Here is a 24,605-nt window from a genome sequence, read left to right as displayed (position 1 = left end):
CCGTTCGGCCCCTGTAACTCGCTCCGTCACAGGGTGGGGCCCATGAGCGATGAGAGTACGAAGGCGACGATCGAGGTCATCGGTGTGCGTAAACGCTTCGGGCCCCAGCTGGCTCTGGACGGGATGACGTTCACCGTGCGGCCCGGACGGGTGACCGGCTTCGTCGGCCCGAACGGCGCGGGCAAGTCCACCACCATGCGCGTGATCCTGGGTCTTGACGCGCCTGAGGAGGGAACGGCCCTGGTCGGCGGGGTGCCGTACCGCACCCTGTGTCGCCCGCTTCGGCATCTGGGGGCACTGCTCGACGCCTCCGCGCTGCAGCCGAGCCGCACCGCCCGTAACCACCTGCTGTGGCTGGCCCACTCACAGGGCGTGCCGCCCCGGCGCGTGGACGAGGTCATCGAACAGGCCGGCCTGGGCACGGCGGCCCGGCGCAAGGCCGGCGGCTTCTCGCTGGGCATGCGCCAGCGCCTGGGGATCGCGGCGGCGCTGCTCGGTGACCCGCCGGTGGTCATGCTGGACGAGCCGTTCAACGGCCTCGACCCCGACGGCATCGTGTGGATGCGCGGCTTCCTGGCGGAGCTGGCCCGGCAGGGTCGCGCCGTCCTGGTCTCCAGTCACCTGATGAGCGAACTCGAAGACACCGCGGACCATCTCGTGGTGATCGGTCGCGGCCGGGTCGTCGCGGACACCAGCGTGTCCGAGCTGCTCGCCGAGGCGTCCAGTGGCCGAGTCACCCTTCGTACCTCCGCGCCTCCGCGCGCCGCCCAGGTCCTGCACGGCGCGGGCGCCACCGTTCTCGCCACCGGCCCCGACACCCTCGGCGTCACGGGCCTGCCCGACGAGGACGTCGTGGCCCTGCTTGCCCGGAACGGGGTGCCGTTCTCCCAGGTGTCCGCGCACCGGGCGACGCTCGAAGAGGCGTACATGGAGCTCACCCGGGACGCGGTGGAGTACCGGGGCATCCCGGCGGGGGAGGCCACGCGATGACAGCCACCCTCACCCCTCGCCCCCCGGCCACGAGGCACGCTGAGCGGAGCGGGTTCCTCAGGACGCTGCACGCCGAGTGGACGAAGTTCCGTACGGTACGCGGCTGGGTCCTCGCCATGGCGGGAGCGCTCCTGGTGACGATCGTGGTCGGCCTGCTCGGCACGGCCGCCCCCGCCCCCGGCGGTCGGGGCGCCGACTCCGCCTCGTATCCGATGGGCCCCGGCGGCGAGGCCGTCAATGACAGCTTCTACTTCGTCCACAGGACGCTCACCGGCGACGGCGCCCTCACCGTTCCCCTGCGGTCCCTGACCGGTGTGGCCGACACCGGGACCGGCAAGACGGCCCAGGGCGCCCAGCCCTGGGCGAAGGCAGGGATCATCGTGAAGGAAAGCCTCACCCCGGGATCCCCGTACGCGGCGGTCATGGCCACCGGCGGCCACGGCGTACGCATGCAGTACGACTACACACACGACACGGCGGGCCCTTCCGGCAAGGTCACCCAGGAATCCCCGCGCTGGCTGCGTCTGGTCCGCTCCGGCGACAGCCTCACCGGTTCCACCTCCACCGACGGCTCCCACTGGACCAAGGTCGGCCATGCGAAGCTGCCTGGGCTTGCGCGCACCGTGCGGGCCGGGCTCTTCGCCACGTCACCGCAGGCGAAGCAGGACACCGCGGCGGGCACGGGCTTCAGCCCCGCCGTGGCCACCGGCACCTTCGGCCGCCCCGCCCTCACCGGCGACTGGTCCGAGGGAGCGTGGAGCGGCACACAGGTGGGCGGCGACGCGGGCACCTCCGGCAGCTACACGAACACCACCGAGGGCGGCTTCACCCAGACCGACGGCGGCGGGTTCACCGTGACCGGGGCCGGTGACATCGCACCGGTCGTCGGCGGGCCCGTCATGGGCGTCGGCTTCTCCGTCGAGAACTTCCTCGTCGGCACCTTCGCCGGGCTGATCGTGGTGATCACCGTGGGCACGGTGTTCATCACCGGCGAGTACCGGCGTGGTCTGCTGCGTACGACCATGGCGGCAACTCCCCTGCGGGGCCGGGTGCTTGGTGCCAAGGCGCTGGTGGCCGGGGGCGTCGCGTTCGCCATCGGCCTGGTCGCCGCCGCGATCACCATTCCCATCGGGGAACGCAGCGCGCATGGCAGGGGCTTCCATGTCTTCCCCGTCACGTCGGCGACCGAAGTGCGCGTCATGGTCGGCACCGGCCTGCTCTGCGCGGCCGCCACCGTGCTCGCCCTCGGCGTCGGTGCCCTGCTGCGGCGCAGCGGCACGACTGTCACCCTGGTCATCGCATCGATCGTGCTGCCCTTCCTGCTTGCCACCTCCGGCGTACTGCCCCCGGGCGTCTCGGAGTGGCTGCTGCGGGTTACCCCGGCTGCGAGCTTCGCCATCCAGCAGACCCTGCCCCAGTACACGCAGGTGCTCAGCGTGTACGAGCCGTCGACCGGCTACTACCCGCTGGCGCCCTGGGCCGGCCTCGCCGTGCTGTGCGGATACGCCGCGCTCGCCTTCGGTCTGGCCGTGGTGCGGCTGCGCGGGAGGGACGTATGAGTCTCCTGAGCGGTGCACGACTCACGAGCACGGCTGACGGCGCGTGGCGAGGGAACTTCGGCCGCGCCCTGCACGCGGAGTGGACAAAGCTGCGCACCGCAGGAGACATGGGGAGGTTGCTCCTGCTCGCCGTCGCGCTGACCGTGGCCGTCGGCTGCGGCACCGCCAAGGCCGTGAAGTGCCCGGACGCGGGGTGCGGCCAGGACGCCGTCAAACTCGCCCTGACCGGCGTCACCGTCGGGCAGGCGGTCATCGCCGTCTTCGCGGTGCTGGCCGTCAGCGGCGAGTACGGCACCGGCATGATCCGCACCACGTTCACGGCGGTGCCGAACCGGCTCACCGTCCTCACCGCCAAGGCGACGGTTCTCACCACGGTCGTCCTGTCCTCCGGGACGGTTGCCGTCCTGGCCTCCCTCCTCGTCGGCCGCTACATCCTGCCCGGTAACGGATTCACCGAGACGCATGGCTATGCCCCGCTGTCCCTGGCCGACGGCCCGACCCTGCGCGCGGCCGTGGGCTCGGTCCTCTACCTCGTCCTGATCGCCGTGATCGGCCTCGGCGTGGCGACGGCGGTACGGGAGGCGGCGACCGCCATCGGGATCGTGCTCGGGCTGCTCTACCTCTTCCCGGTCGTCACCCAAGTGGTCAACGACCCGGAGTGGCAGCGCCACCTCCAGCAGATCTCGCCCATGACCGCCGGGCTCGCGATCCAAGCCACCGTCCATCTGCACGAGCTGCCCATCGGTCCATGGGCCGGCCTGGGCGTGCTCGCCACGTGGGCCGCGGCCGCGTTGCTGGTCGGCAGCCTGCTGCTGCACAGGCGCGACGCGTAGCCGAATCGAGCCGTCCGCGAGCACGTTGGCATCGGGCCCCAACGACTCTGGGAACGGACCGACAGCACGTATACGACGGCCACCCCGGCTCCCCGCACCGCTTATCCCTTCAGGTAGCGGTGCAGGGAGGTCTTGGGGATGCCGGTCTTGACGTGGATCTCCCCGTAGCTGGCGCCTTGATCTTGGAGCAGACGCGCGTACTCGATCTTGTCGGCTGGGTGGGCCACGGGCCGCGCAGCACCATCGCGAAGATGCACCAGCGAGTCCGCGAGCGGCTGCCGCAACTACCGGTGCTGGTCGAGACAGCCGACCGCTACCGACGGGACCAGGAAGCCCTCCTGGCCGCGGCGAAGGCTACGCCGGTCGGGGAGACGTTCGAGCACGCCGGGACTGCTTACCGCCGCGTGATCTACAAGACCCATCTGAAGTCGCAACGGCGGGCTCGCACCGAAGTGGTCCTCGTCGAAGATCCCGGGACTGGCGAGACCATCGACTTGACCCAGCGCGAGGACGAGGCGTTCTGGTCCTGGGCCATCATCGAAACGCTGCGGCACACCGGCATCCGGCGCGAAGAGCTCTTGGAGATCACCCACCTCGCTCTCGTGTCCTACCGGATGGCCGACAGCGGCAAGCTGGTCCCGCTCCTGCAGATCGTGCCGTCGAAGAACAACCAGGAGCGGCTGCTGCTGGTCAGCCCGGAACTGGCCAGTGTCCTGGCCACGATCATCACCCGCCTGCGCAACAGCAATGGCGGCACGATCCCGATGACCAGCCGATACGACACCCACGAAGGGCCTTCTGCCCGATACTGCCGCACCTCTTCCAGCGTCGGCCGCGCGGGCATCGCAACGAAGTGATCTCTCCCGTCACACTTCAGGACTTCCTGGACGCGGCCCTCGCCCGCACCGGCTTGCGCGATGCGGCCGGTGAACCCTTGAAGTTCACCGCCCACGACTTCCGCAGGATGTTCGCGACCGAGGCGGTCACCGGCGGACTCCCCGTCCACATCGCCGCCCGCCTTCTGGGACACGAGGATCTGGCGACCACGCAGGCATACCTCGCCGTGTTCCAGGACGACCTCATCCGTTCCTGCCGGTCCTTCCTCGCCCAGCGGCGCAGCCTCCGGCCTGAGGCTGAGTACCGGGGCCCGACCGATGAGGAATGGCGTGAGTTCCAGCAGCATTTCGAGCTTCGCAAAGTCGAGTGGGGCACCTGCGGACGCCCCTGCGGGACTCCCTGCAAACACGAGCACGCCTGTGTTCGCTGCCCGATGCTGCGGATCGGCCCAAGACAACGACAGCGGCTGGTCGAGATCATCCACAGCCTCAACGACCGCATTAAAGAGGCCAAGGCGAACGGCTGGCTCGGCGAAGCGGAAGGACTCCAGGTCAGTCTCGAAGCTGCGGGCAAGAAACTGGCCTCCCTGGACCGGGCTGCTACGCGCGGCTCAACCCACGTCGCTGATCTCGGAATCCCTCAGATCAGGGACCGAAAGGGGACCTCGTGACCAAGGCGCATCGGCCTCTCATCCTCAACCGGTAAGCACGGATGGGCTGCCGCCGGCGAGTGCGGCAAGGATATGAGGCCAGGCAGTCTTGCCGAGGAGTGCGTCAGCTTCAGGCGTGCCTCCGTATTGGAAGTGTGGGGACGCGGATGCGGGGCTCTCGCCAGGAAGGCGCGGGCGGTGGCCGGCATCGTCGCGCGCGATGAGACGCACGGTGGCTCTGGCCGAGCGCCGGCGTTGCGCCAGTTGTTCGGCGAAGGGCAGCGACGGCCACATCGCGTCGTCGCCGCCTGCAATCAGCAGGAGGTCGGCTCTGGCAGCCTCCACGGGAATCTCTGCTGGCGAAAGGAGGTGAGCGAAGGTCCGTTCGCTGAGTTCGTACCACCCCCGGATGGCGACGGGCCCGCTGTCCGGCTCAGGGGAAGTCCACGAGTCGTCCATCGGGACAAAAGGTAGTGGCCGCCCCTGCCACGTCCAGGACGAGCGATATGGGTGATGCGTTCCGTCATGGCCTGAACCAACGTTGCACCAGACCCGCGAAGTGGGCGACATAGCGACGACCACGTCCACGCGTGGGTCATGCACCGCCGTCAGCAAAGCCGCTTCAGCGCCCTTGGAAGCACCAAGAATTCCGATACGTCGCGCTCCCTCACGTTGAAGGACGTCGACGGCGGCGGTGAAGGTCTCCAAGGGGACCTCACAAATTCCTGGGGTCTGCCCTGGCCCACCGAACCAGCGGATCGCCAGGGCTATGACCCCTTGCTGAGCCAGGATGCGCGCTCGCTCGCGTTCAATGCGCCCGCTGGACCCTGCCAGGACCAGGACCCCGACGTCACTGCCACGAGCAGGAGCGGCGAGAAGCCCTTCCCACGGATCCGCCAGCTCGTGCTCGGTGATCTCCATGCGCGCTTCCTGCCTCCACAACTCTCCTAAAGCCCTGTCCAGCACGCGGGGCGCGGCCACCTACCAAAGCCGCCGCACCCCGCCTCCACTCGCATGGAGGTCTACATCATGACGCCCCACACGCCACCTGAGTTAGTCCGGGAAAACCCGTTCAAGCCCGCCTCCGTCCTGCTCAAGGCCAAGGACGACAAGAGCGGCAAGCTCCTGCCTGGAGCCACCGTCAACATCGGCACCGGCGACAAGACCCTCCTTACCCTCACTACGGGCGAGGGCACCGCCATGGCGAAGCTCGCGGTCAACAGCCGTACCGGTACCGACTTCTGGGTCAGGCAGACGAAGGCTCCCGAGGGATACGACTTGTACAAGGGGCAGCGCGACTTCAAGGCCAAGCCAGGCGACCCCGTCACATTGACTGTCACCAACACCAAGACCGCATCGCCGCGCCCTGACCCCTCGGACAAGCCAACGGACGAGCCGACCGAGAAGCCCAGCAGCAAGCCGACGGAAAAGCCGACGTCCGGCAGCTCCGGGGCTCCCAACACGCCGGAGCCGACCGAGAAGCAGACCGACTCCCCGTGGCCTGACAAGACCGCGTCGAGCACCGCGGCCCCTGAGCCCGATGGCTCCCTCGCCGCCACCGGCGCTGACGCCACGCCGTGGCTGATCGGCGGCTCCGGTGTCCTCCTTGTCGTTCCATGCCAGGAGCCAGGAGCCAGGAGCCAGGAGCCAGGAGCCAGGAGCCAGGAGCCAGGCACGGGCACTGATGCCTCAGCTAGCGAGCAGGGCCTGCATCCACTGGCCTTCGCGTTGCTCGATGTATTCGGCGTCGTTTCGCCAGGCGTCGCCGTGGCCTTCGGCCCACAGCCTTGCCCAGGGCTGGGCTCCTTGGGCTGCCTGGTCGCGCAGGAAGTCGTGCATGGAACGCGTACGGCGCCCCAGTAGAGGGACCAACCGACGGCGTTCGGACTCAGCCAGACCGTAGGCGTCGGCGAAGACTCGCAGTCGGTTGGCCGCGTCCGGGCTCTGCCAGTCCGGATGCGCGGACAGCGGGATGAACCCGTGAATGGCGTATGTGACATCCCATAGGCGCGAGCCGGGTCCTGCACCGTCCCAGTCGATGAAGGCCCATCGCGCCTCGTCTGCGACCACGAGGTTCCAGGGGGCCAGGTCGTTATGGGCGATGATGTCACTGCCCTCAGCAGGGATCAGCGTCTGCCACTGCGCATCGGAGGGCGGCGTGAAGTCCTGCACGGCGTCGTGGAAGTCCCGGATCAGCCGTGCAACGCGAGCCAGTTGTCGAGCGGGTTCCATCAGCGAGAACCGGTCGGGCCAGACCACATCTCCCGGCATGAAGGTCAGGACCTCACGTCCCTGATCGTCAATGCCGAGCGGACGAGGCGCCGCGCCGAATCCCACCTCGTGCAGGTGGGCAAGTAGGGCATGCACAGCGGGGGTCCATGGTCCGACCGGACGGCGAACGGTGTCCCCGACGCGAACGACACCATCACTGACGTTGCCACCGGACAAAGGCTGTTCATCATCGTGCCGCATCGAACCAGTCTGTCGGATCAGCTCGTCATGATCACCCCATTAAGGGTGAGGGGACTGCTGCAGAGTGGGGTGACACCTGACCTGGCTTGCTGAGAGGCGGCCTGGAAGGATGTCGCAGTGCCCAAGCCGTATCCGAAGGAGTTCCGCGAGGACGTCGTACGGGTCGCGCGCAATCGCGAGCCCGGCGTCACGCTGGAACAGATCGCCGCCGACTTCGGCGTCCACCCGATCACGCTGTCGAAGTGGCTGCGCCGCGCCGAAGCCGATGAGGGCGCCAGGCCCGCAACAGCGTCGGGTGAGCCGGCCGAGCTGCGCGAGGCCCACAAGCGGATCCGGCTGCTGGAGCAAGAGAACGAAGTGCTCAGGAGGGCTGCGGCGTATCTGTCGCAAGCGAACCTGCCAGCAAAATGATGTATCCGCTCGTCCGCGAGCTGGCCGCCGCCGCTGCCCCTTACCGGGTCCCGGTGGCGGTGACGGGCCGGGTACTCGGGCTGGCCCGCCAGCCCTGCTACCGGTGGCTGGCCCGCCCGGTCACCGGCGCCGAGCTGCTCCAGGCCCACCGCGCCAACGCCCTCTTCGACGCTCACCGCGACGACCCCGAGTTCGGGCACCGCTTCCTCCTCGACGAGGCCCGCGCCACCGGTGAGCCGATGGCCGAGCGGACCGCCTGGCGGTTCTGCCGGGACAACGGCTGGTGGAGCTCCTTCGGCAAGCGAAAGGGCCGCGCCAAGAACGCCAAGGCCGGGCCGCCGGTCCACGATGACCGGGTGCGGCGCAACTTCACCGCCGACGGGCCGAACCGGCTGTGGCTCACGGACATCACCGAACACCCCACCGGCGAGGGCAAGCTGTATCTGTGCGCCGTCAAGGACGTGTATTCCGGGCGCATCGTGGGCTATTCCATCGACGCCCGGATGGAGTCCCGCCTCGCGGTGAGAGCCCTGGAATCCGCCGTCACCGCCTACACCGCGGCGCCGTCTCCCACGCTCCCGGCCTTGTCGGCGGCGCGGTCCTCCCGCTGACCACCGGGTCACTCCTGGGGGGCCTGCTCCGACTGCTGCACGGTGATGTCGTCCAGCCTCTCGCTTGGTGTGCCCGCTGTGGTGGACACCCACGACCAGGCCGCCAGGGCCAGGGCGATCGCGGCGGCCGCGGCGACGGCGCGGCCGACCCGCCTGACTCTGGCCCGACTGTCCAGGTCCCGCCAGGCCGGACCGGCCCATAGGTCCACCGGTTGCCACAACTCACCGACCGCGTCGGCCTCGGGGCTCGTCGGCTCGTCGTGCCGGGACTGCTTCCGCTCTCTTGTCCCGTCCGGGGAGAGGGGACGAGGATGCCGCCCCTGTCCCCGTTCCCGAGCGGAGGGTTCTCTGGGGGCGGATGCGCGGATGGCGCGCTCGTTGTCCGTGAGGAACTTCAGCCATATCTCCTCGGAGCGGGACGCGATGCCGTCCCGCTCCTCAGGCGTTCCGTCGCCGCCTGCACCGTGTGTGGTCACGGCCCCGCCCTCTCCCCTCAGGCCCGCAGGCGGTGGGCTCTGCGGGAAAGCGTCCCCGTGGGAGGGGCGGCCGACGGTCGGTGTGTCGTCCCGTGCCGCGTAACCTTGCCGGTGTTCACTCCTGGGCGCCGAACGGCAATCGAACGTCGGCTCGCCCCCCTGGCAGATCATTGCATAGTGCAAAAAGAGATCGCCAGATGTTCCGGTCGATTTCACCAGACCCTCAGTGGGCTCCGCCTGCCTTCGTCGAGCCGGCCTGGGCCGCCTCGCGCCGCGATCCGGTGGGGAGCTGGCGGCGGGCCGTCGCGTGTCTGTGTGTCATGGTCGCCTTTCGCGGTCGGAACGTCAGCTCTCGGACCCGATTGGGTAAAGGCGTGGCGTCGGGGGCAGCGGCGTCCGGAATACCCTTGCATAGTCTAAAGGTGTGGAGGGGCGCCTGCGGAGACGAAGGGGGCGGCTCCCGAGTGCCATGACGCCTCTGGAGTACGTCATGACCGGGCAGAAGTCGCCATGAAGCTGGACGGTGCTCTCCTACATGCCCGGTCGTGGTGATAGCGGTGTGGCGGTCGCTGACGTGGTGGCAGGGCGGGGGTGGGTTCCTCCCGCTCGTCTCGCTCGGGCCCGCCTTCTCGGGACTGGTCGGGGGGTGGCGCCGTTCGGCGGTCTTCGGACTGGTGGCGCTGGTGCTTTGTGTGGGACTCGGGCTGTACGACGGGCTGTTCGAGGAGCGCCGGGGGTTCACCGCGACGGCAGCGGTGGCCGGCGTGACCGGTATCGGCATCACCGGGGCCGTGATGCGCTCGCGCCGGGAGGAGGAGTTGGCGAGTGTGCGGTCGATCGCGGAGGTCGCTCAGTGGGTGCTGCTGCGTCCGGTGCCGCTGACCGCGGGGCCGTTGCAGGCGGCGGTGTCGTACACCTCGGCCGTCGCGTAGGCGCGCAGCGGCGGGATCCGTACGAGGTGGTCGCCTCGCCGCACGGTATCCCGGTCATCGTGGGCGACGTCCAGGGCAAGGGCCTGACCCCGGTGCGGCGCGTTCCGGGAGGCCGCGCACGAGGAGCCGCACCTGGCGGGGCTCGGCGAGCGCCTGGCACGAAGCGTGGCCCGCGAGTTGGAGGGTGAGAGTCCGTCACCGCGATCCTCGCCGAGATGGGCACGGACCACGAGGCCGTCTTCCTCAACTACGGTCATCCGGCCCCGATGCTCGTACGCCGGGACGGCACCGCCGACTTCCCGGAGCCGCCCGCCTACGCCCTTCCACTGGGCCTGGGAGCGCACGGCGGCGAGGGCCCGAAACCCTGTCGGGTGGATTTCGCATGGGGGTGATCAGCTCCTGCTGTACACGGGCGGCGTCACCGAGGCCCGCGACGACACCGGCCGTTTCCACCCCGTGAGTGAGCGAGCGCATCTGCTGCAGGAACGGGATGCGCACCGTGCCTTGGAGACGCTGTGCGCGGATCTCGCCCAGCCCGCCCGGCGGGCCGCCCCACGACGACGCCGCGATGCTCCTTCTCCGTTGCCATGGTCATGGGGGAGGAAAATCTGTGTCATGCGCGTGAGGGAGCAGCGGCTTCGGCGAGGTAGAAAGGACTTATGCCGGAGCGTGAGGCCCTCGCAGGGGCGATGGACGATGTGGACGTGGTGACTCGGTCGGTGCTGACCGCGTCCCGGCTGCTGGTGGCGGTCTCCGCTCGCTCCCTCGCCGAGGTCGAGGAGCGGGTGACACTGCCGCAGTTCCGCATGCTGGTGGTGCTGTCCACACGCGGGGCGACCAAGCTGGTCACGCTCGCCGACCTGCTCCAGGTGGCACCGTCCACCGCCATGCGGATGGTCGACCGGCTGATCGCGGCAGGGCTCGCGGACCGGCGGGCCAATCCCGACAATCGCCGTGAGACCTTGCTGCAGCTCACTGACGAGGGGCGGCGCACGGTCGAGGACGTCACCGCCCGGCGCCGCGCTGAGATCGCCGCGATCGTCGAACGGCTCTCCCCGACGCAGCGGCTGGCCCTCATAGAGGCCCTGGCCGCCTTCAATGAGGCCGGGGGAGAGCCTCTCGCGCCGGCGATGGACGGCGCGGAGCCGCACCCGCTGGGCTGGGCGGTGGACCTGCCGGTCGTCCGCGACGCCTGAGCTGCTCGGGGCACCGTCGGACCCGAGTCGAACTTCTCCCCGCCGCGTTTTGCGTAATGCAGGCGAATTGTGCACGCGCGAGCCCGCTGCCCGCTCCCGCCGGCAAAGACCACTGCGGCGTGTCCGGCTGAGGGCAGTGGCAGCGTCCGCCCGGCACTCGACGATGGCGGACGTGGAAGGGCGCGCAGGGAGCGAAGCCGCGCATGCGACGAAGACGTCGGCCGTGTCCACTCCGGAAGCGCACCTGATGGGGCATCTGCGGAGCACGGCGTGGGGCCCGGTGTGGGGCCCGGCCGAGTTCGTCGGCCTGCCGCCGTGGTGGCTGACGGCACAGGGACTGCTGACCGGATGTGTGGCGGCGGGGGCGATCATTGTCGGTACGGTCGACGGCGCCTGGTACGGGATTCCGGAACTGGCGGACGGCGAGGGCGGCCTGGTGTGTGCCGCCATGCTCACGCTCTACCTCTGCGTGGTGCGGGCGGGGCGGGCGCTGGTCGGCATCGTGGCCGTGCTGGTGGTCTGCCTCGCGCTTCAGGCGCCGCAGGCGGCCGTGGGCCTGGTGCTAGCGGAGCGAGGGCAGGTGGAGTCCGCGCTGGTCACCTCGGTCGAGGGCGCACCGTAATCCGTCTCCGGCCGCTTTCTGTGTGCGGTTGCCGACCGTGACGGCGCGGGACTGTCCTGGACGGAGCCGCTTCGTGTGCTGGGGGCTGGGTTGCGGTCTTGGTCGCCGCGTGCGCCGTCGCGGTCGTACGCTCCTTTCGTGCCTCTCACACCACGTCTGGATCACCGGCGTCCTCGGCCCCGGGCGCAGGCACCCCTGGTGACCACACGGCTTCCGCTTCCTGATCATCCGGTGTTGGGTGTGGGGCTCGGGGACGTGGTGTTGTAGAAGTTCGGCAGGTCCGGGCGCGGAGTCAGGGCGACGGGCGGCGTGCCAGGCTGGGACACGGGCGGGGTGAGCTGCTCCTTGGGCAGCTTCGGCGGGGTCGTCTGCTGGAAGTTCACCTGGTCGAAGTTGATCAGACCGGTCTTCTCCAGGACCGTGATGTGATCGAGGACGACGTCGTTGGCCTGGTCGGCGAGCTGACGTACCAGCGTGTTCTCCGTGGTGGCGCGGATCTTGCCGATGGCCGGGAAGATCTGACCGTGCGTGACGCGCATGATGTTGGCTGCGGTGGAGTCGAACTCCTTGCCGCTCTTCGCGTCCACGGTCGCGACGAACTGCTGCTGTTGCGGACTGGCCTGGTTGGGCAGGGTGATGTCCAGCTCGACGGCGATCTTGCGGCAGCTGGCGTCGAGCAGGGCGTGTCCGACGACCAAGTGCTGGCCCGCTTCCTTCATCTCCTTCGTCGTACCCCGCTTCATGGACAGCTCACCGAGGGGGTATTCCCACAGCCCGGCGGAGCGCACCTTGACCACGAAGTCGCGGTCCGCCTCGGTGAGCGGCCCGTAGGCGGTGTTGGCAATGATCCGGGATGTGTTCGTCGAGGCGTTCTGCACGCCGAGCATGGACGGGTAGGCGAGCGCGGAGAGAGTGAGGACCAGCGCGCCGCCGACGACGGCGGTGCCGATCGTGTTGCGGGAGAGGGGCATGGAACCTCCTGACATGAGTGGACCGGGTGTCAGGAGGTACGGCTGGGGCGCCGGAATCCATCATTGCACTAGGCAAATTTTGCATTGCGCTATGTGGCTTGCGTCACGGGGGTCGAGGCGGGGCGTCGGGCACCTGGATGGTGAGCGACCGGTTCCCGCTCTTCGATGTCGAGGGCAACAGCGTCAGGGGGCCGCCTTGGGTGGCCCCCTTGAGAAGGAGTTCAGCGGGCGGCGGAGAGGTGGTTCGCGCGGAGGGGTGCGTCGGTGCGGGCCGTGATGTCCTCGAGGGTGATGCCGGGTGCGGTTTCGACAAGGGTGAGGCCGTGTTCGGTGATGTCGAGGACGGCGAGGTCGGTGATGATGCGGTGGACGCAGTGCTCGCCGGTCAGGGGCAGGGTGCATTCGGTGACGATCTTCGGGCTGCCGTCTTTGGCGGTGTGTTCCATGAGGACGATGACGCGTCGGGCGCCGTGGACGAGGTCCATGGCGCCGCCCATGCCTTTGACCATCTTGCCGGGGATCATCCAGTTGGCGAGGTCGCCGTGCTGCGAGACCTGCATGGCGCCGAGGACGGCGGTGTCGATGTGGCCGCCGCGGATCATGCCGAAGGACAGGGCGGAGTCGAAGAAGGAGGCGCCGGGCAGGACGGTGACGGTTTCCTTGCCGGCGTTGATGAGGTCGGGGTCGACTTCGGTCTCGGTGGGGTAGGGGCCGGTGCCGAGGATGCCGTTCTCGGAGTGCAGGACGACGTGGATGCCTGGTGGGAGGTGGCCGGGGATGAGGGTGGGCAGGCCGATGCCGAGGTTGACGTAGGAGCCGTGGGTGAGTTCGGCGGCGGCGCGGGCGGCCATCTGCTCGCGGGTCCAGCTCATGCTCGTACGGTCCTCTTCTCGATCTGCTTGTCTGCGGCCTGGTCGCCGGTCAGTTCCACAACCCGCTGGACGAAGACGCCCGGCAGGTGCACCGTGTCGGGGTTCAACTCGCCCGGCTCCACGAGCTCTTCGACTTCGGCCACCGTGACGCGCCCGGCCATGGCGGCGAGGGGGTTGAAGTTGGCGGACGCCTTGCGGAAGACGAGGTTGCCGTGGCGGTCGCCGCGCCAGGCGCGTACGAGGGCGAAGTCGGTGGTGATGCCGTGCTCCAGGACGTAGGTACGGCCGTCGAAGTCGCGCGTCTCCTTGGCCGGTGAGGCCACGGCGACCGTGCCGTCGGGGGCGTAGCGCCAGGGCAGGCCGCCTTGGGCGACCTGTGTGCCGACGCCGGCGGGGGTGTAGAAGGCGGGGACGCCCGCACCGCCCGCGCGCAGCCGTTCGGCCAGGGTGCCCTGCGGGGTGAGTTCCACCTCCAACTCGCCCGAGAGGTACTGGCGGGCGAACTCCTTGTTCTCGCCCACGTAACTGCCCGTCACGCGGGCGATGCGGCCCGCGCCCAGCAGGACGCCGAGGCCGTGTCCGTCCACGCCGCAGTTGTTCGACACAACCTCCAGGCCGCCGGCGCCCTGTTCGTACAGGGCCTGAATGAGGGTGTCAGGGATGCCGCTGAGGCCGAAGCCGCCGACGGCCAGCGACGCGCCGTCGGGAATGTCGGCGACCGCCTCGGCGGCGCTCGCACAGACCTTGTCCATGAGGGCCTTTCTCTCGTTACTGGTTCGCTCGGCGTACGGCGTCCGAGATCGACTTGGTGCCGCCGTGCGCGGTGAGGCCGCCGTCGACCGGGATCTCCGCGCCGGTGATGAAGGACGACTCGTCGCAGAGGAGGAAGATGACGAGAGGGGTGATGTCGGCGACGGTGCCGGTGCGGCCGAGCGGTGTCTCGCGGACGTTGGCGTCACGGAAGGCCGGCGCCGCGGAGGCGGTCATGTCCGTCTCGATGAAGCCCGGGTGAATGGTGTTCACGCGGATACCGCGGGGGCCGAGTTCCATGGCGGCGGTGGCCGACAGGCCGCGCAGCGCCCACTTGCTGGCGGTGTACGCGACCGGGTAGTGGGCGGTCAGCGCCGCCGTCGAGCCGACGTTCACGATCGACGAGCCGGGGCGCATCAGCGGTGCCAGGTGCTGGATGCCGAGCAGCGGTCCGGTGACGTTGACGGCGTGGACGCGAGCCATGTCCTCGGGGCGTATGTCGTCGAGGCGGGCGCGCCAGGTGACGCCGGCGTTGTTGACCAGGCCGTGCACCTGGCCGTACGACTCCTCCAGTTCGGCGGCGAGTTCGGCCCAGTCCTGCTCGCTGGTGACGTCGAGGCGGCGGCAGCCGGGGGTGTCGGTCACGTCGGTGGCGATGACGCGGGCGCCCTCGCGGGTCAGTGTCTCGGCCTCCGCGGCGCCCTGGCCGCGGGCCGCGCCGGTGATGACGACGACCTTGCCGAGGAGCCGCTTGGGGTGCAGGTCACTCACGGCCGCTCCCGCGTGCGGCGCCGGGCGGCGGGCACCGGTATGGGGTCGGCGCCGGTCACCACGGTGTTGGTGACGCTGCCGATGCCCTCGACGGTGAGCGTGACCGTGTCGCCGGGCTTCAGCGGCGCCGGGTCCTGCTTGCCGCGTACGCCCCACAGTTCGGCGAGGCAGCCGCCGTTGCCGCAGGTGCCCGAGCCCAGGACGTCACCGGGTCGCACCCAGGTCCCGCGCGAGGCGTAGGCGACCATCTCCTCGAAGGTCCAGCTCATGTTGGACAGCAGATCCGTGCCGACGACCTCGCCGTTCACCGAGGCGGTGAGCCCGAGCCGCAGGAATCCGTCCGCGTCGCGGTACTTCTCCAGCTCGTCGGCGGTGACCAGGTACGGGCCCAGCGTGGTCGCGGTGTCCTTGCCCTTGCACGGTCCGAGGCCCACCTTCATCTCGGCGGACTGCAAGTCGCGGGCGGACCAGTCGTTGAACACGGTGTAGCCGACGATGTGCTCACGGGCCTGCTCGGGGGTGAGGTCGCGGCCCTCCACGCCGATCACGGCGGCGACTTCGAGTTCGAAGTCGAGCACGGCCGACCCCGGCGGCATAGGGATGTCGTCGTGCGGGCCGTACACCGCGTAGGGGTTGGCGAAGTAGAACGTCGGCGCCGCGTACCACTGCTCTGGCACCCCGGCCGTACCGTCCACGGACCGTCGTACGCCCTCGACATGCTCCTCGAAGGTGACGAAGTCCCGCACGGTGGGCGGCTGCAGCGGCGGCAGCAGCCGCACCTCGGAGACATGGGGACCGGCCGGGACGTCGAGCGTCGCAGCGCCCGCGTCCAGCAGTCCGGGCAGGCCGCCGTCGGCGGCGAGCAGGCTGGTCAGGGAGCTGACACCGGGGAGAGGGTGGAGCGTGCCGTCCGCTTCGACGACGGCCACGTGGCGTCGGTTGCGGTACTCGTACGCGGCGAAACGCATGACGGATTCCTGTCGGCGTGAGGGTGGGCGCGAAGGCCGGGGGCGCGGCGTGGGAGCCTGGGCAGTCGACAGGGCAACCGCGCCCCCGGGGACTGAGGGCTTCGCCGGTCAGACCGGCGGGGCGACGAACACGCCGCGGTCGACGTCGTTGAAGGACTCCTTGGTGACCAGCTCGTTCATGGGGTTGGCGGTGCCCCACTGGTCTGTGACCTCGGGCTGGGAGAAGTCGTAGACGTGCGGGTGCCAGGTGTCCTCGTCGAGCAGTTCCAGCTCGGTGGTGTACTCGACGGTGTTGCCGTGCGGGTCGAGGAAGTAGGTGAAGGTGTTGTCGCCCGCCATGTGCCGACCCGGACCCCAGATCTTCTTGAAGCCGGCCCGCATCACGCGGCCGGAGCCGCGCATGTACTCGTCGATGCCACGCATCTCGAAGGAGATGTGGTGCAGCGAGGTGTGCGGGCCCTTGGCGATGGCCATGGAGTGGTGCTGGTTGCTGATCCGCATGAAGTGCATGACGTCGCCGATGTGCGGATGGCCGAGCGTGTCCGACAGCCGGAAACCGAGGTGCTCCTCGTACCAGGCCTTGGTCTTGTCCAGGTCCGGCGAGTTCAGCACCACGTGCGACAGCTTGACCGGGATCGACTCCTTCTCCTCGATCTTCCGGTGCTGCCTGACCTCGACGTCGGCGGAGACCTCGATGGTGCGCCCGTCGACGTCGAAGAAGCGGAAGCCGTACCCGCCGCCGGGGGTGTCGACCTTGCCCGGCTGGGTGATCAGCTGCACTCCGCCAGCGAGGAGTTGTTCGGCGAGGGTGTCGACGTCGGCCGGGCTGCCCGCCCCGTAGGAGACCAGGTCGAGGCGCTTCTCGTCGGCCCTGCGCAGCCGGACGACGTACTGCTCGGGGGAGCCCTCGGCGGCCAGGAAGGAGATCCCGGAGTCCTCTTCGACCTTGGTCAGGCCCCAGACGCCGGAGTAGAAGTCGAGCTGCTTGTCGTAGTCGGGCACGGCGAGGTCGACGTGCCGCAGATGGGTGAGCAGGCGGTTGTTCATGTGGGGGTTCCTTCTCAGGCGAGGTTGAGCAGGGCGGCGGCGTTTCCGCCGCGTACGGAGTGGAAGTCGGTCTCGGGCAGCCGGGCGGCGCGCAGTGCGGCGAGCGGGTCCTCGGTGCCCATGTCGAAGGCGTAGTCGGAGCCGAGCAGCACCCGGTCCGCGCCCGCGGCTCGCACGAGTTCCCGCAGCACGTGCGGGTCGTGGACGAGGGAGTCGAAGTACAGGCGCTTGAGGTAGCTGCTGGGCAGGTGGGCGCAGCCGGCGCCCGCGTCGGACCGGGCCGACCAGGCGTGGTCGGAGCGGCCGATATGGGTGGGCAGATAGCCGCCGCCGTGCGCCGCGATCAGCTTCAGGCCTGGGTGGCGGTCCAGCACACCCGAGAAGATCAGGTGGGACAGCGCCACCGCGTTCTCCACCGGCTGGCCGACGGTGTTGGACAGGTACCACTCGTCCAGCCGCTCGTCGAGTGTGCAGCCGAAGGGGTGCAGGAAGAGGACGGCCCCCGTGTCCTCGGCGCGGGCCCAGAACGGCTCGTACGCCGAGTCGGACAGCTCGCGGCCAGGAGCGTGGCTGGAGATCTCCACCCCCAACAGGCCCTGCTCCAGGGCGTGTTCCAGAGCACGTACGGCCTGCTCGGGGTGCTGCAGGGGGACGAGGCCGAGCCCGTGCAGCCGCGCGGGAGCCTGGGCGCAGTGAGCCGCCGTCGCCTCGTTGGCGAGCCGGTAGACCTTCTCGGCCGTCTCCTCGTCCGCCCAGTAGTGGTAGTGCGAGGGGGACGGGCTGACCAGCTGCACGTCCACGCCCTGCGCGTCCATCGCGGCCAGCCGTGCGGTGACGTCAATCATCCTCGGGGCGCGCTCGCGGACCATCGGGCCGCTGACCGCGAGGGCCGCGGGGCCGTTGCGGCGGGCGTCGAGGGCCCTGGCCTCGGCCAGTCCCGGCAGGTCCGCCACCACGGCGTCGACCTCGGGCAGCAGGACGTGCGCATGCACATCCACGGTGGGGACGGTCACGGCAGCTCCTTCAGGGCGTTCATCGTGCCGCCGATCAGCCCGGGCACGTCGGCCTCGCGCACGCCGTCCAGCTGCCACTGGCCGATCTGCACCGACGCCTCGACGACCGTCCGCACTCGGGGTATGCGGCGCTCGTAGTAGCTCTGGAACAGTTCGTCGTCCCAGTCCCGGCCGCTGGTCAGCAGTTCGGCGAGGACGAGGGCGTCCTCCAGGGACATGGCCGCGCCCTGGGCGATGGTGGGCGGGCAGCAGTGGGCGGCGTCGCCGACCAGGACAACCCGGCCGCGGTGCCAGGACCCCTCCACGAGCATGCGGTTGAACCAGGTGTAGTTGACCTTCTCTGGATCGGTGATGTGTTTGGTGATCTCCGGCCAGGCACCGCCGTACTCCTGCGCCAGGCGGCGCATCTCGTCGGCGTACTCGGCCGGGTCGACGCAGGCACGCTCGCGGCAGCCCTCGACGAGGAACGCGTAGAGGGTGTTCTCGCTGGTGGGCGTGTATCCGGCGATGTGGGCCGGGCCGCCGTAGGCGAGGTCGGTGCGTTCCACGCCCTCGGGGCGCGGGGCGGCGATGCGCCAGATGGCCATGCCGGTCGGCTCGGGTTTGTCGGTGATGCCGATCGCCGCGCGGGTGGCGGAGTTGAGGCCGTCGGCGGCGATCACCAGGTCGTAACGCCCTTCGGTGCCGTCGCTGAACCGTACCGAGACGCCGTCGGCGTCCTGCTCCAGAGTCTTGGCGGTGGTGCCCAGGCGCACCGTGGCACCGGAGGCGCGGACCGCGTCGATGAGGATCTGCTGGAGCTGGGGGCGCTGCATGCCGAGGGTGGCGGGCAGGTCGTCACCGCCGGTCTGGATGTCCTCGGCGACGTGCAGCACGGTGCCGTCGGGGGTGGTGATGCCCAGGGTGCCGAAGGGGAATCCGGAGGCTTCCACCTGCTCCCACAGGCCCAGTTCGCTCAGCACGCGCAGGGCGTTGCCCTGGAGGGTGATGCCGGAGCCGGTGGTGGCGTTCCAGTCGGGCCTGGCCTCGATCAGGTCGACGTCGAGGCCGGCGCGGCGCAGCAGGATGGTCACGGCGTTGCCGGAGGCGCCACCGCCTATGACCAGGACTCTGCAAGTGAGGCTGTCTGCCATGTCGGGGATACCTCCCGAGGTTGGGCCGCACGACTTCGGGCGGCGGGGGTGCGGCTCGCCCGCCGTCCAGGCGGGCCAGGGGGCTGTGATGAATCACCCGTCAGCGGGTGGAGCGGTCTGTGGCCGGATGCGCCGTTGCTGTCCGGGGAGGACGACGCATCCGGCCGGTTCCGCGGGCTACTTGACGGCGATCGGGTTGACCGGTGAGCCCACGGCCCCGGTGATGGGCAGCGGCGCGGCGGTCAGCCAGAACTCGTACACGCCGTCCTCGGCACAGTCCGCGGCGAGTGCGTCGAGGTCCCACATCTCGCCGATCAGCAGGCCCATGTTGGGGATCACGACCTGGTGCAGAGGCTGGAAGGCGCCCTCGAACTCGTTCGGCCGTACCTCGAAGCCCCACGTGTCGGTGGCGATCGCGGCGATCTCGGTGCGGTGCAGCCACCCGGCCGTGGTGAAGGACAGCCCCGGCGCGGGCCCGCCGGCGTAGTCACCCCAGCCCTCGCGCTTGGCGCGGGCCAGCTGCCCGGTCCGTACGACCACGATGTCCCCCCGGCCGACGGTCACGCCGTGGGCCTCGGCGGTCGCCGTCAGGTGCTCCTCAGTGACGGCGAAGCCGTCGGACAGCTCGCCGTCGCTGCCGAGTACTCGGCCGGCATCCAGCAGAACACCGCGCCCGGCGACGTACGGTGCCATGTGCTCGATGCCGGTGACCAAGTCACCGTCGGAGGTCACCACCTTGTCGGCCCGGCGCCCGTTCCAGGCGAATCCGTGGTCGAAGATGTGCCCGAGCCCGTCCCACTGGGTGGAGCACTGCAACGGCATCGCGATCACGTCGTCCGCTCCGCCGATGCCATGCGGGAAGCCCTGGTTGCCCAGCGCCGCGTCCGTGCCGGTGTCCAGCATGGTGTGCACCGGGTTGGTGCGGCGCCGCCAGCCCTTCTGCGGGCCGTTCATGTCGAACCGCTGGGAGAGGGAGAAGCTGACGCCGCGCCGGACGAGGGCCGCGCCTTCACGCCGCTTGGCCTCGTCGAGGAAGTTGAGGGTGCCGAGAACGTCGTCCTCTCCCCAGCGTCCCCAGTTCGAGTACGCCTTGGCGGCCTCGGCGATCGCGCCCTCGGGGTCCGTGCGGTCGATCACGGCGTGGACTGCTCTGCGACACAGCGGGTGCGCTGCACTCCGAGCCCTGTGATGGAGCCCTCCATGACGTCGCCGTCGCGCAGCAGCCGGCCCCAGTGGATGCCGTTGCCGGCCGGGGATCCGGTCAGCACCAGGTCACCGGGAAGGAGTTGGGAAGTCTGGGAGATGTACGACACCAGCCGCGCGATGCCGAAGAGCATGTCCTTGGTCGACTCGTCCTGCATGGTCTGCCCGTTGAGCTTGAGAGTGACCCGCAGATCATCGGGGTCCGCGATCGACCCGGCGGGGACGATCCACGGCCCGAGTGGCGTGAAACCGGGCGCGTTCTTGCAGCGCATCCAGTCGGTGCCGATGGCCTTCATGTCCCGGCGGAAGACGCCGGCGCGGTCGGTGAGGTCGTTGGCGATGGTGTACCCGGCGACGTACTCCAGCGCCTCCTCGACATCGACCCGGTGCGCGGGCTTGCCGATGACGGCCGCCAGCTCCAGCTCCCAGTCGGGCTGTGCGGCCCAGGCGGGCAGGACGACGTCGTCGTACGGGCCCGTGATCGCGCTCGGCAGACCGATGAACACGTACGGCAGGTCCTCCGCCGCCCGCCGGTCCATGACCGCGGCGATCTCGGCCCGCGCCTCCTCCACCGTACGAGGGTCGTCGGGGGAGCGGTGGGCGACCTCCAGGTCGATCACGTGCTGGCGGTAGTTGGCGCCGGACTGGAAGATCTGCCGGGGTTCGACGGGCGCGTGCACCCGCAGGCCCTCCAACGGCTGCCAGTCCAGGGCGTCTTCGTCCGCGAGGGTGTGCAGGACGGGGACAGCCTCCTCCCACCGGGCCAGTACGGAGCGCACGTCGGCCGGCTCCCAGGCCAGGGCCTGGCTCAGGTCCAGCACCCGGTCCCGGACCACCAGGCCGGGAAACGGGGCCCCGTCCGGAGTGGAGAGCGTGCCGAGCGCGAACGGACCGGCGGCTTGCGCGAGCGTTGCCATGAGATTTCCTCCCGCTGGGTTGCCGTCTACTCTGACCTGGATCAGCAGATCGCGGAAATGAATCCTGTGGATGAGCCTCATCCACGTCACGAATAGCTATCTCTTGCCAGGTGGTGCCCGGTGAACCTGTCTCGACTAGACCTCAATCTGGTCCTCGCCCTGCGCGCGTTGCTGGAGGAGCGCAACGTCACCCGGGCCGGCGAGCGCATCGGACTGAGCCAGCCCGCGATGAGCGCGGCGCTGTCCCGGCTGCGCCGCCATTTCGACGACGAACTACTCGCCCGCACCGGCAACGCCTACGAACTGACCCCGCTCGGCGCCGCCCTGCGCGACCGCAGCGCCACCGCCTGCGACCTGCTGGAGCGCGTGTTCGCCAGCCAGGCCGACTTCGATCCGGCCGTTGAGACCCGCGAGTTCACCCTGCTCGCCTCCGACTACGGCGCGGCCGTGTTCGGCGCCGCCCTCGCCCGCGCCGTGCACCACGAGGCACCGGGCCTCCGGTTCACCTTCCAGCACCCGGCGCCCGGGGTCGTGGAGAACACGGCGACCGCGCTCAGCACCGTCGACGGACTGCTGATGCCGCACGGCGTCATCGACGGCTTCCCCTCCGTCGACCTCTACAGCGACCGCTGGCTGTGCCTGGTCGCCGACGACCACCCCGAGGTCGGCGACGAACTCACCCTCGACCACCTGGCCCGCCTGCCCTGGGCCGTCTATCAGCGCCCCTACGACGCCCCGGCCGCCCGCCAGCTCAGCATGCTCGGCATCAGCCCCCGGGTGGAGGTCTCCGTGCAGACCTTCCAGTTGCTGCCGCACATGGTCGAGGGCACTCGCCGGGTCGCGATGATCCAGGAACGCCTGGCCCGCAGAGCGGTCCGCTCCGCCGCGGTACGCGTCCTGCCCTGCCCTTTCGAGGCGGTACCGGTCCAGGAGGCGATGTGGTGGCACCCGGTCCATGCCCAGGACGCGGCCCACATCTGGCTGCGGCAGAAGGCCGCGGAGGTGGGCGCCGCGCTGACGGGCCGCGGCACGGAACAGGCCGTCTCCTCCGCTCAGGGCTCGGCGCCATGACGGGCGGCCGGGTGTGATCAGCACGCCGCCTCGCCGCCGCCCGGTACGGCGAGCCCCGACCTGACGCCGTGAGGCGGGCCGGGGCACCGCTTCCTCCACTCGGGCCCGTTCGGCCGCCGCGCGCTCAGGCCACCTGCTCCGGCAAGGGCCTGGCATCGACGGCACCCGCGCGCCGACGGGCCGCCATCAGACCCGCCGCGACGAGTGCGGCGGCCAGTCCCAGCACGCCCACCGCACCGGCAAGGCTGCCGACCGCCGACTCCACGGCCAGCAGTGCGAGCGGGCAGACGAACTCACCGCCGAAGAAGGCCGCCATCCACAGACCGGTTCCGCGACCGCGGTCCTCGAACGCCAGACGCGACATGGCGCTGGTGAGGAGAGCGGGAAGCAGTATGCCCGTACCCACGCAGTTGATCACCGCTCCAACGACCAGCAGCGCGGCGTTGCCCGCCACGAACATCACCCCGAAGCCGGCCGCGCAGAGCGCGAGGACGGCGGGCAGCATCGGGTCGGGGGCACGCTTCAGCCGGGCGAAGGTGATCGCTCCGCCCACAGTGGCGGCGCTCGCGATCGCGGTGGCCAGGCCGATCACACCGGAGTTCTCCACCCCCAGGTCGTCGAGCAGGTATGACATCTCGACCGGAACGGTGTAGAAGACCATGGCCCCGAAGAAGGTGAGGGCACAGATGCCCGCCAACTGCCGCAAGGGAAAGGGTCGGCGGACCGCCGCCGCGGCCGGAGCCTCGGGGGTCGTCGCGCGGGCCGCCGGGGTGGGCAGGGCGGTGGCCATGAGGGGTGCGAGCACCAGGCTTACCGCATAGACCCAGAAGGGCACGCGCCAGCCCGCCGAGCCGGCGGCGCCGCCGAGCACGAAGAAGACGGTTGCCGAAGCGGAGGCGCACATGGTCTGCAGGGCCAGGTACTTCACCCGCAGGTGTCCGCTGTAGTAGTCGCCGATCAGCGTGGTGCAACACGTCATGATCGCGGCCTCGGCGACTCCCACCAGGGCGCGGCTGGCGATGATGGCGCCCAGGGAGTCCAGATACAGCGGGGCCGTTCCGAACACGGCGTACAGCACCGTCGTCACGATCAGCAGGCGCTTGCGACCCAGCCGGTCCACGATCACCCCGGCGAACGGGGCCAGCAGCGCCAAGGCCAGCGCCGGAATGGTCAGCGCGAGGGGAACAAGCGCCGTGGCTCCCGGAGTGGACTCGAAGTGGTCCTGGATCTTCGGCAGCACCGGGGCGATCAGTACCGCCCCGAGGATCGGAAGGCAGCTGCCCGCCATCAGCAGGGTCACGCGCAACAGATGGGCCGGGCCCGAGACGGAGACAGGCGACGACGCGACATCATCGGCCGTGGTGGCAGGCGGCGGGACGGAACCAGGCATGGCGACTCCAGGGGACGGCATACGGAAGCAGGCATGGCTTTCACCGGCGCCGACGGCGCACGGCATGCTGAGGATGGCCGCACCTCGGCCGCTGGTCCGGACAGCGGCGTGCGGGTAGGGACGACTATGGGCTGGCCGGAGCCCCCGCTGCCATCCCCCGAGCGATCCGAATCCCGTATCCAGGCCATCCAAGCCATGGATAACCCGCCTTGCCCTGTCCCACTGTTCATGGACGTTGACACGGCTGTCCACGTGGAGCACGACGACGAATCGAGCCGAATCCCCTGATGGGCTCGTCAACGGTCTCCGTCCTTGATCCGGTCGTCTGAGACAGCCGCCGGAGACCGGCTCACTGTCCGCTTCGGCGCTTCCGCCGTCGTGCCCACCGGAGCGGTCCTGGCCGCGCTCGGCCTAGCCTCCGGACCGGCTGGCTCCACCATCGCTTTCGCATGCTCATCGTGTGCGCCTGCCGCGGCGTGGCCTTTCAGTCCCGCGGTGCGACGCGGATACGGTTCCCGTCAGGATCGGCTGCGAGGAAGGTCAGCCCGAACCCCGCATCATGTGGCTCCTGCAGGATCGTGACGCCCTTGGACTGCCACTGCTTGAAGATCGCATCGACCTCGTCGGGCCCGCCGTCGATGGCCAGACAAACCTCACTGGTACGCGGGACGTCCGCTGACAGATCCTCGAACTGGTCAGACCACAGGGCGAGGTCAGCGCCTGGCCCGAGGTCGAAGGTGATGTATCCCGGAGTCTCGAACGACGGCCTCATGTCGAGGAGGTCGCCGTAGAAACGCGCTGCCGCGGGAGCGTCGTTCACATGGACGATGGACACGACGGATGGACCTGAACTGGCTCCGCGAAGCCGGTCTGCCGGTGACCGCGCAACGGGGCCGCCTCGGAGGCGTGAC

At 69.9% G+C, this 24,605-nt stretch carries 24 protein-coding genes and 3 pseudogenes; 11 read left to right on the top strand and 16 right to left on the bottom strand.

Annotated features, from left to right (window positions below; translation table 11 throughout):
- Positions 1 to 42 precede the first annotated feature (42 nt).
- From ACZ4UU_RS38155 to ACZ4UU_RS38145, 3 genes are read left to right on the top strand one after another with little or no spacing between them, the layout of a single operon-like run.
- On the top strand, positions 43 to 990 hold the full coding sequence (locus ACZ4UU_RS38155; protein ID WP_471908013.1) for an ABC transporter ATP-binding protein: 948 nt from the start codon (positions 43 to 45) through the stop codon (positions 988 to 990).
- Positions 987 to 2,549 (top strand): ABC transporter permease subunit, encoded by a 1,563-nt coding sequence (locus ACZ4UU_RS38150; protein WP_471908012.1) that lies wholly within the window; start codon positions 987 to 989, stop codon positions 2,547 to 2,549. The genes ACZ4UU_RS38155 and ACZ4UU_RS38150 overlap by 4 nt, the downstream gene beginning before the upstream one ends.
- Positions 2,546 to 3,382, top strand: coding sequence for an ABC-2 transporter permease (locus tag ACZ4UU_RS38145; RefSeq protein ID WP_471908011.1), 837 nt, complete (start codon positions 2,546 to 2,548; stop codon positions 3,380 to 3,382). Before ACZ4UU_RS38150 ends, ACZ4UU_RS38145 begins: the two co-directional genes overlap by 4 nt.
- A 101-nt stretch (positions 3,383 to 3,483) precedes the next feature.
- On the opposite strand, the gene ACZ4UU_RS38140 is transcribed toward ACZ4UU_RS38145, so the two are convergent.
- The gene (locus ACZ4UU_RS38140; RefSeq protein WP_471908010.1) at positions 3,484 to 3,609 is read right to left on the bottom strand and encodes a hypothetical protein; all 126 of its coding nucleotides are present in this window, start codon (positions 3,607 to 3,609) and stop codon (positions 3,484 to 3,486) included.
- Positions 3,610 to 3,633: 24 nt separating this feature from the next.
- On the opposite strand from ACZ4UU_RS38140, the gene ACZ4UU_RS38135 reads away from it, so the two are divergent.
- Complete coding sequence (locus ACZ4UU_RS38135; protein WP_471908009.1) at positions 3,634 to 4,239, top strand: hypothetical protein; 606 nt, start codon at positions 3,634 to 3,636, stop codon at positions 4,237 to 4,239.
- The gene (locus tag ACZ4UU_RS38130) at positions 4,236 to 4,889 is read left to right on the top strand and encodes a tyrosine-type recombinase/integrase (protein ID WP_471908008.1); all 654 of its coding nucleotides are present in this window, start codon (positions 4,236 to 4,238) and stop codon (positions 4,887 to 4,889) included. Before ACZ4UU_RS38135 ends, ACZ4UU_RS38130 begins: the two co-directional genes overlap by 4 nt.
- Positions 4,890 to 4,913: 24 nt before the next feature.
- Here the strand turns inward: ACZ4UU_RS38130 and ACZ4UU_RS38125 are convergent, their stop codons facing one another.
- Positions 4,914 to 5,789 (bottom strand): acyl-CoA thioester hydrolase/BAAT C-terminal domain-containing protein, encoded by an 876-nt coding sequence (locus ACZ4UU_RS38125; protein WP_471908007.1) that lies wholly within the window; start codon positions 5,787 to 5,789, stop codon positions 4,914 to 4,916.
- 93 nt (positions 5,790 to 5,882) lie between these two features.
- Here ACZ4UU_RS38125 and ACZ4UU_RS38120 point away from each other — a divergent pair.
- Positions 5,883 to 6,158 (top strand): annotated as a pseudogene (locus ACZ4UU_RS38120) (SpaA isopeptide-forming pilin-related protein); the annotation flags it as partial.
- Between the two features lie 399 nt (positions 6,159 to 6,557).
- Here ACZ4UU_RS38120 and ACZ4UU_RS38115 read toward each other — a convergent pair.
- The gene (locus ACZ4UU_RS38115; protein WP_471908006.1) at positions 6,558 to 7,340 is read right to left on the bottom strand and encodes a phosphotransferase enzyme family protein; all 783 of its coding nucleotides are present in this window, start codon (positions 7,338 to 7,340) and stop codon (positions 6,558 to 6,560) included.
- A 117-nt stretch (positions 7,341 to 7,457) separates the two neighbouring features.
- On the opposite strand from ACZ4UU_RS38115, the pseudogene ACZ4UU_RS38110 reads away from it, so the two are divergent.
- Positions 7,458 to 8,302: pseudogene (locus tag ACZ4UU_RS38110) on the top strand (IS3 family transposase); the annotation flags it as partial.
- A gap of 68 nt (positions 8,303 to 8,370) precedes the next feature.
- Here ACZ4UU_RS38110 and ACZ4UU_RS38105 read toward each other — a convergent pair.
- Positions 8,371 to 8,838, bottom strand: a complete 468-nt coding sequence (locus ACZ4UU_RS38105; protein ID WP_471908005.1) for a hypothetical protein — start codon at positions 8,836 to 8,838, stop codon at positions 8,371 to 8,373.
- Positions 8,839 to 9,373: 535 nt separating this feature from the next.
- Here ACZ4UU_RS38105 and ACZ4UU_RS38100 point away from each other — a divergent pair.
- From ACZ4UU_RS38100 to ACZ4UU_RS38090, 3 genes and pseudogenes are all read left to right on the top strand, one after another.
- Positions 9,374 to 10,395: pseudogene (locus tag ACZ4UU_RS38100) on the top strand (PP2C family protein-serine/threonine phosphatase).
- Between the two features lie 34 nt (positions 10,396 to 10,429).
- Positions 10,430 to 10,966, top strand: coding sequence for a MarR family winged helix-turn-helix transcriptional regulator (locus tag ACZ4UU_RS38095; protein ID WP_471908004.1), 537 nt, complete (start codon positions 10,430 to 10,432; stop codon positions 10,964 to 10,966).
- 223 nt (positions 10,967 to 11,189) lie between these two features.
- Entirely contained in the window at positions 11,190 to 11,588 is a 399-nt protein-coding gene (locus ACZ4UU_RS38090) for a hypothetical protein (protein ID WP_471908003.1), read from the top strand.
- 224 nt (positions 11,589 to 11,812) lie between these two features.
- Here ACZ4UU_RS38090 and ACZ4UU_RS38085 read toward each other — a convergent pair whose 3' ends face one another.
- The 10 genes from ACZ4UU_RS38085 to ACZ4UU_RS38040 form a co-directional block, all read right to left on the bottom strand.
- Positions 11,813 to 12,559 (bottom strand): DUF4142 domain-containing protein, encoded by a 747-nt coding sequence (locus ACZ4UU_RS38085; RefSeq protein ID WP_471908002.1) that lies wholly within the window; start codon positions 12,557 to 12,559, stop codon positions 11,813 to 11,815.
- Between the two features lie 221 nt (positions 12,560 to 12,780).
- Positions 12,781 to 13,431: a CoA transferase subunit B gene (locus ACZ4UU_RS38080; protein ID WP_471908001.1), complete on the bottom strand. Its 651-nt coding sequence runs from the start codon at positions 13,429 to 13,431 to the stop codon at positions 12,781 to 12,783.
- A complete protein-coding gene (locus ACZ4UU_RS38075) occupies positions 13,428 to 14,183 on the bottom strand; it encodes a CoA transferase subunit A (RefSeq protein ID WP_471908000.1) in 756 nt (251 codons plus the stop codon). The genes ACZ4UU_RS38080 and ACZ4UU_RS38075 overlap by 4 nt, the downstream gene beginning before the upstream one ends.
- 16 nt (positions 14,184 to 14,199) lie before the next feature.
- Positions 14,200 to 14,952, bottom strand: coding sequence for an SDR family NAD(P)-dependent oxidoreductase (locus ACZ4UU_RS38070; RefSeq protein ID WP_471907999.1), 753 nt, complete (start codon positions 14,950 to 14,952; stop codon positions 14,200 to 14,202).
- Positions 14,949 to 15,920: a fumarylacetoacetate hydrolase family protein gene (locus tag ACZ4UU_RS38065; protein ID WP_471907998.1), complete on the bottom strand. Its 972-nt coding sequence runs from the start codon at positions 15,918 to 15,920 to the stop codon at positions 14,949 to 14,951. The genes ACZ4UU_RS38070 and ACZ4UU_RS38065 overlap by 4 nt, the downstream gene beginning before the upstream one ends.
- A gap of 108 nt (positions 15,921 to 16,028) precedes the next feature.
- Complete coding sequence (locus tag ACZ4UU_RS38060) at positions 16,029 to 16,967, bottom strand: VOC family protein (RefSeq protein ID WP_471907997.1); 939 nt, start codon at positions 16,965 to 16,967, stop codon at positions 16,029 to 16,031.
- A 14-nt stretch (positions 16,968 to 16,981) separates the two neighbouring features.
- The gene (locus ACZ4UU_RS38055) at positions 16,982 to 17,980 is read right to left on the bottom strand and encodes an amidohydrolase family protein (protein ID WP_471907996.1); all 999 of its coding nucleotides are present in this window, start codon (positions 17,978 to 17,980) and stop codon (positions 16,982 to 16,984) included.
- Complete coding sequence (locus ACZ4UU_RS38050) at positions 17,977 to 19,113, bottom strand: FAD-dependent oxidoreductase (RefSeq protein WP_471907995.1); 1,137 nt, start codon at positions 19,111 to 19,113, stop codon at positions 17,977 to 17,979. The genes ACZ4UU_RS38055 and ACZ4UU_RS38050 overlap by 4 nt, the downstream gene beginning before the upstream one ends.
- A gap of 177 nt (positions 19,114 to 19,290) precedes the next feature.
- The gene (locus tag ACZ4UU_RS38045; RefSeq protein WP_471908066.1) at positions 19,291 to 20,247 is read right to left on the bottom strand and encodes a cyclase family protein; all 957 of its coding nucleotides are present in this window, start codon (positions 20,245 to 20,247) and stop codon (positions 19,291 to 19,293) included.
- Positions 20,247 to 21,233 carry a fumarylacetoacetate hydrolase family protein gene (locus ACZ4UU_RS38040; RefSeq protein WP_471907994.1) on the bottom strand — a complete coding sequence of 329 codons (987 nt, stop codon included), beginning with the start codon at positions 21,231 to 21,233 and terminating at the stop codon, positions 20,247 to 20,249. Before ACZ4UU_RS38040 ends, ACZ4UU_RS38045 begins: the two co-directional genes overlap by 1 nt.
- Before the next feature lie 120 nt (positions 21,234 to 21,353).
- Between ACZ4UU_RS38040 and ACZ4UU_RS38035 the strand changes: the two genes are divergently transcribed.
- Entirely contained in the window at positions 21,354 to 22,304 is a 951-nt protein-coding gene (locus ACZ4UU_RS38035) for a LysR family transcriptional regulator (protein WP_471907993.1), read from the top strand.
- Positions 22,305 to 22,428: 124 nt separating this feature from the next.
- Here the strand turns inward: ACZ4UU_RS38035 and ACZ4UU_RS38030 are convergent, their stop codons facing one another.
- Positions 22,429 to 23,694 (bottom strand): MFS transporter, encoded by a 1,266-nt coding sequence (locus ACZ4UU_RS38030; protein ID WP_471907992.1) that lies wholly within the window; start codon positions 23,692 to 23,694, stop codon positions 22,429 to 22,431.
- A 484-nt stretch (positions 23,695 to 24,178) separates the two neighbouring features.
- Positions 24,179 to 24,529, bottom strand: a complete 351-nt coding sequence (locus ACZ4UU_RS38025) for a VOC family protein (protein WP_471907991.1) — start codon at positions 24,527 to 24,529, stop codon at positions 24,179 to 24,181.
- Positions 24,530 to 24,605: the final 76 nt, after the last annotated feature.

It is taken from the genome of Streptomyces sp. NPDC028907 (assembly GCF_055564995.1).
The sequence above is the reverse complement of the archived record's forward strand: the minus strand, read 5'-3'. Positions and strand labels throughout refer to the sequence as shown.

Excerpts from the sequence above, each read along its gene's own strand:
- ACZ4UU_RS38085 (WP_471908002.1), bottom strand. The coding sequence starts at position 12,559 with ATGCCCCTCTCCCGCAACACGATCGGCACCGCCGTCGTCGGCGGCGCG.
- ACZ4UU_RS38040 (WP_471907994.1), bottom strand. The coding sequence starts at position 21,233 with ATGGCAACGCTCGCGCAAGCCGCCGGTCCGTTCGCGCTCGGCACGCTC.
- ACZ4UU_RS38060 (WP_471907997.1), bottom strand. The coding sequence starts at position 16,967 with ATGAACAACCGCCTGCTCACCCATCTGCGGCACGTCGACCTCGCCGTG.
- ACZ4UU_RS38065 (WP_471907998.1), bottom strand. The coding sequence starts at position 15,920 with ATGCGTTTCGCCGCGTACGAGTACCGCAACCGACGCCACGTGGCCGTC.
- ACZ4UU_RS38150 (WP_471908012.1), top strand. The coding sequence starts at position 987 with ATGACAGCCACCCTCACCCCTCGCCCCCCGGCCACGAGGCACGCTGAG.
- ACZ4UU_RS38155 (WP_471908013.1), top strand. The coding sequence starts at position 43 with ATGAGCGATGAGAGTACGAAGGCGACGATCGAGGTCATCGGTGTGCGT.
- ACZ4UU_RS38125 (WP_471908007.1), bottom strand. The coding sequence starts at position 5,789 with ATGGAGATCACCGAGCACGAGCTGGCGGATCCGTGGGAAGGGCTTCTC.
- ACZ4UU_RS38095 (WP_471908004.1), top strand. The coding sequence starts at position 10,430 with ATGCCGGAGCGTGAGGCCCTCGCAGGGGCGATGGACGATGTGGACGTG.
- ACZ4UU_RS38050 (WP_471907995.1), bottom strand. The coding sequence starts at position 19,113 with ATGGCAGACAGCCTCACTTGCAGAGTCCTGGTCATAGGCGGTGGCGCC.
- ACZ4UU_RS38080 (WP_471908001.1), bottom strand. The coding sequence starts at position 13,431 with ATGAGCTGGACCCGCGAGCAGATGGCCGCCCGCGCCGCCGCCGAACTC.
- ACZ4UU_RS38075 (WP_471908000.1), bottom strand. The coding sequence starts at position 14,183 with ATGGACAAGGTCTGTGCGAGCGCCGCCGAGGCGGTCGCCGACATTCCC.
- ACZ4UU_RS38135 (WP_471908009.1), top strand. The coding sequence starts at position 3,634 with ATGCACCAGCGAGTCCGCGAGCGGCTGCCGCAACTACCGGTGCTGGTC.
- ACZ4UU_RS38145 (WP_471908011.1), top strand. The coding sequence starts at position 2,546 with ATGAGTCTCCTGAGCGGTGCACGACTCACGAGCACGGCTGACGGCGCG.
- ACZ4UU_RS38115 (WP_471908006.1), bottom strand. The coding sequence starts at position 7,340 with ATGCGGCACGATGATGAACAGCCTTTGTCCGGTGGCAACGTCAGTGAT.
- ACZ4UU_RS38030 (WP_471907992.1), bottom strand. The coding sequence starts at position 23,694 with ATGCCTGGTTCCGTCCCGCCGCCTGCCACCACGGCCGATGATGTCGCG.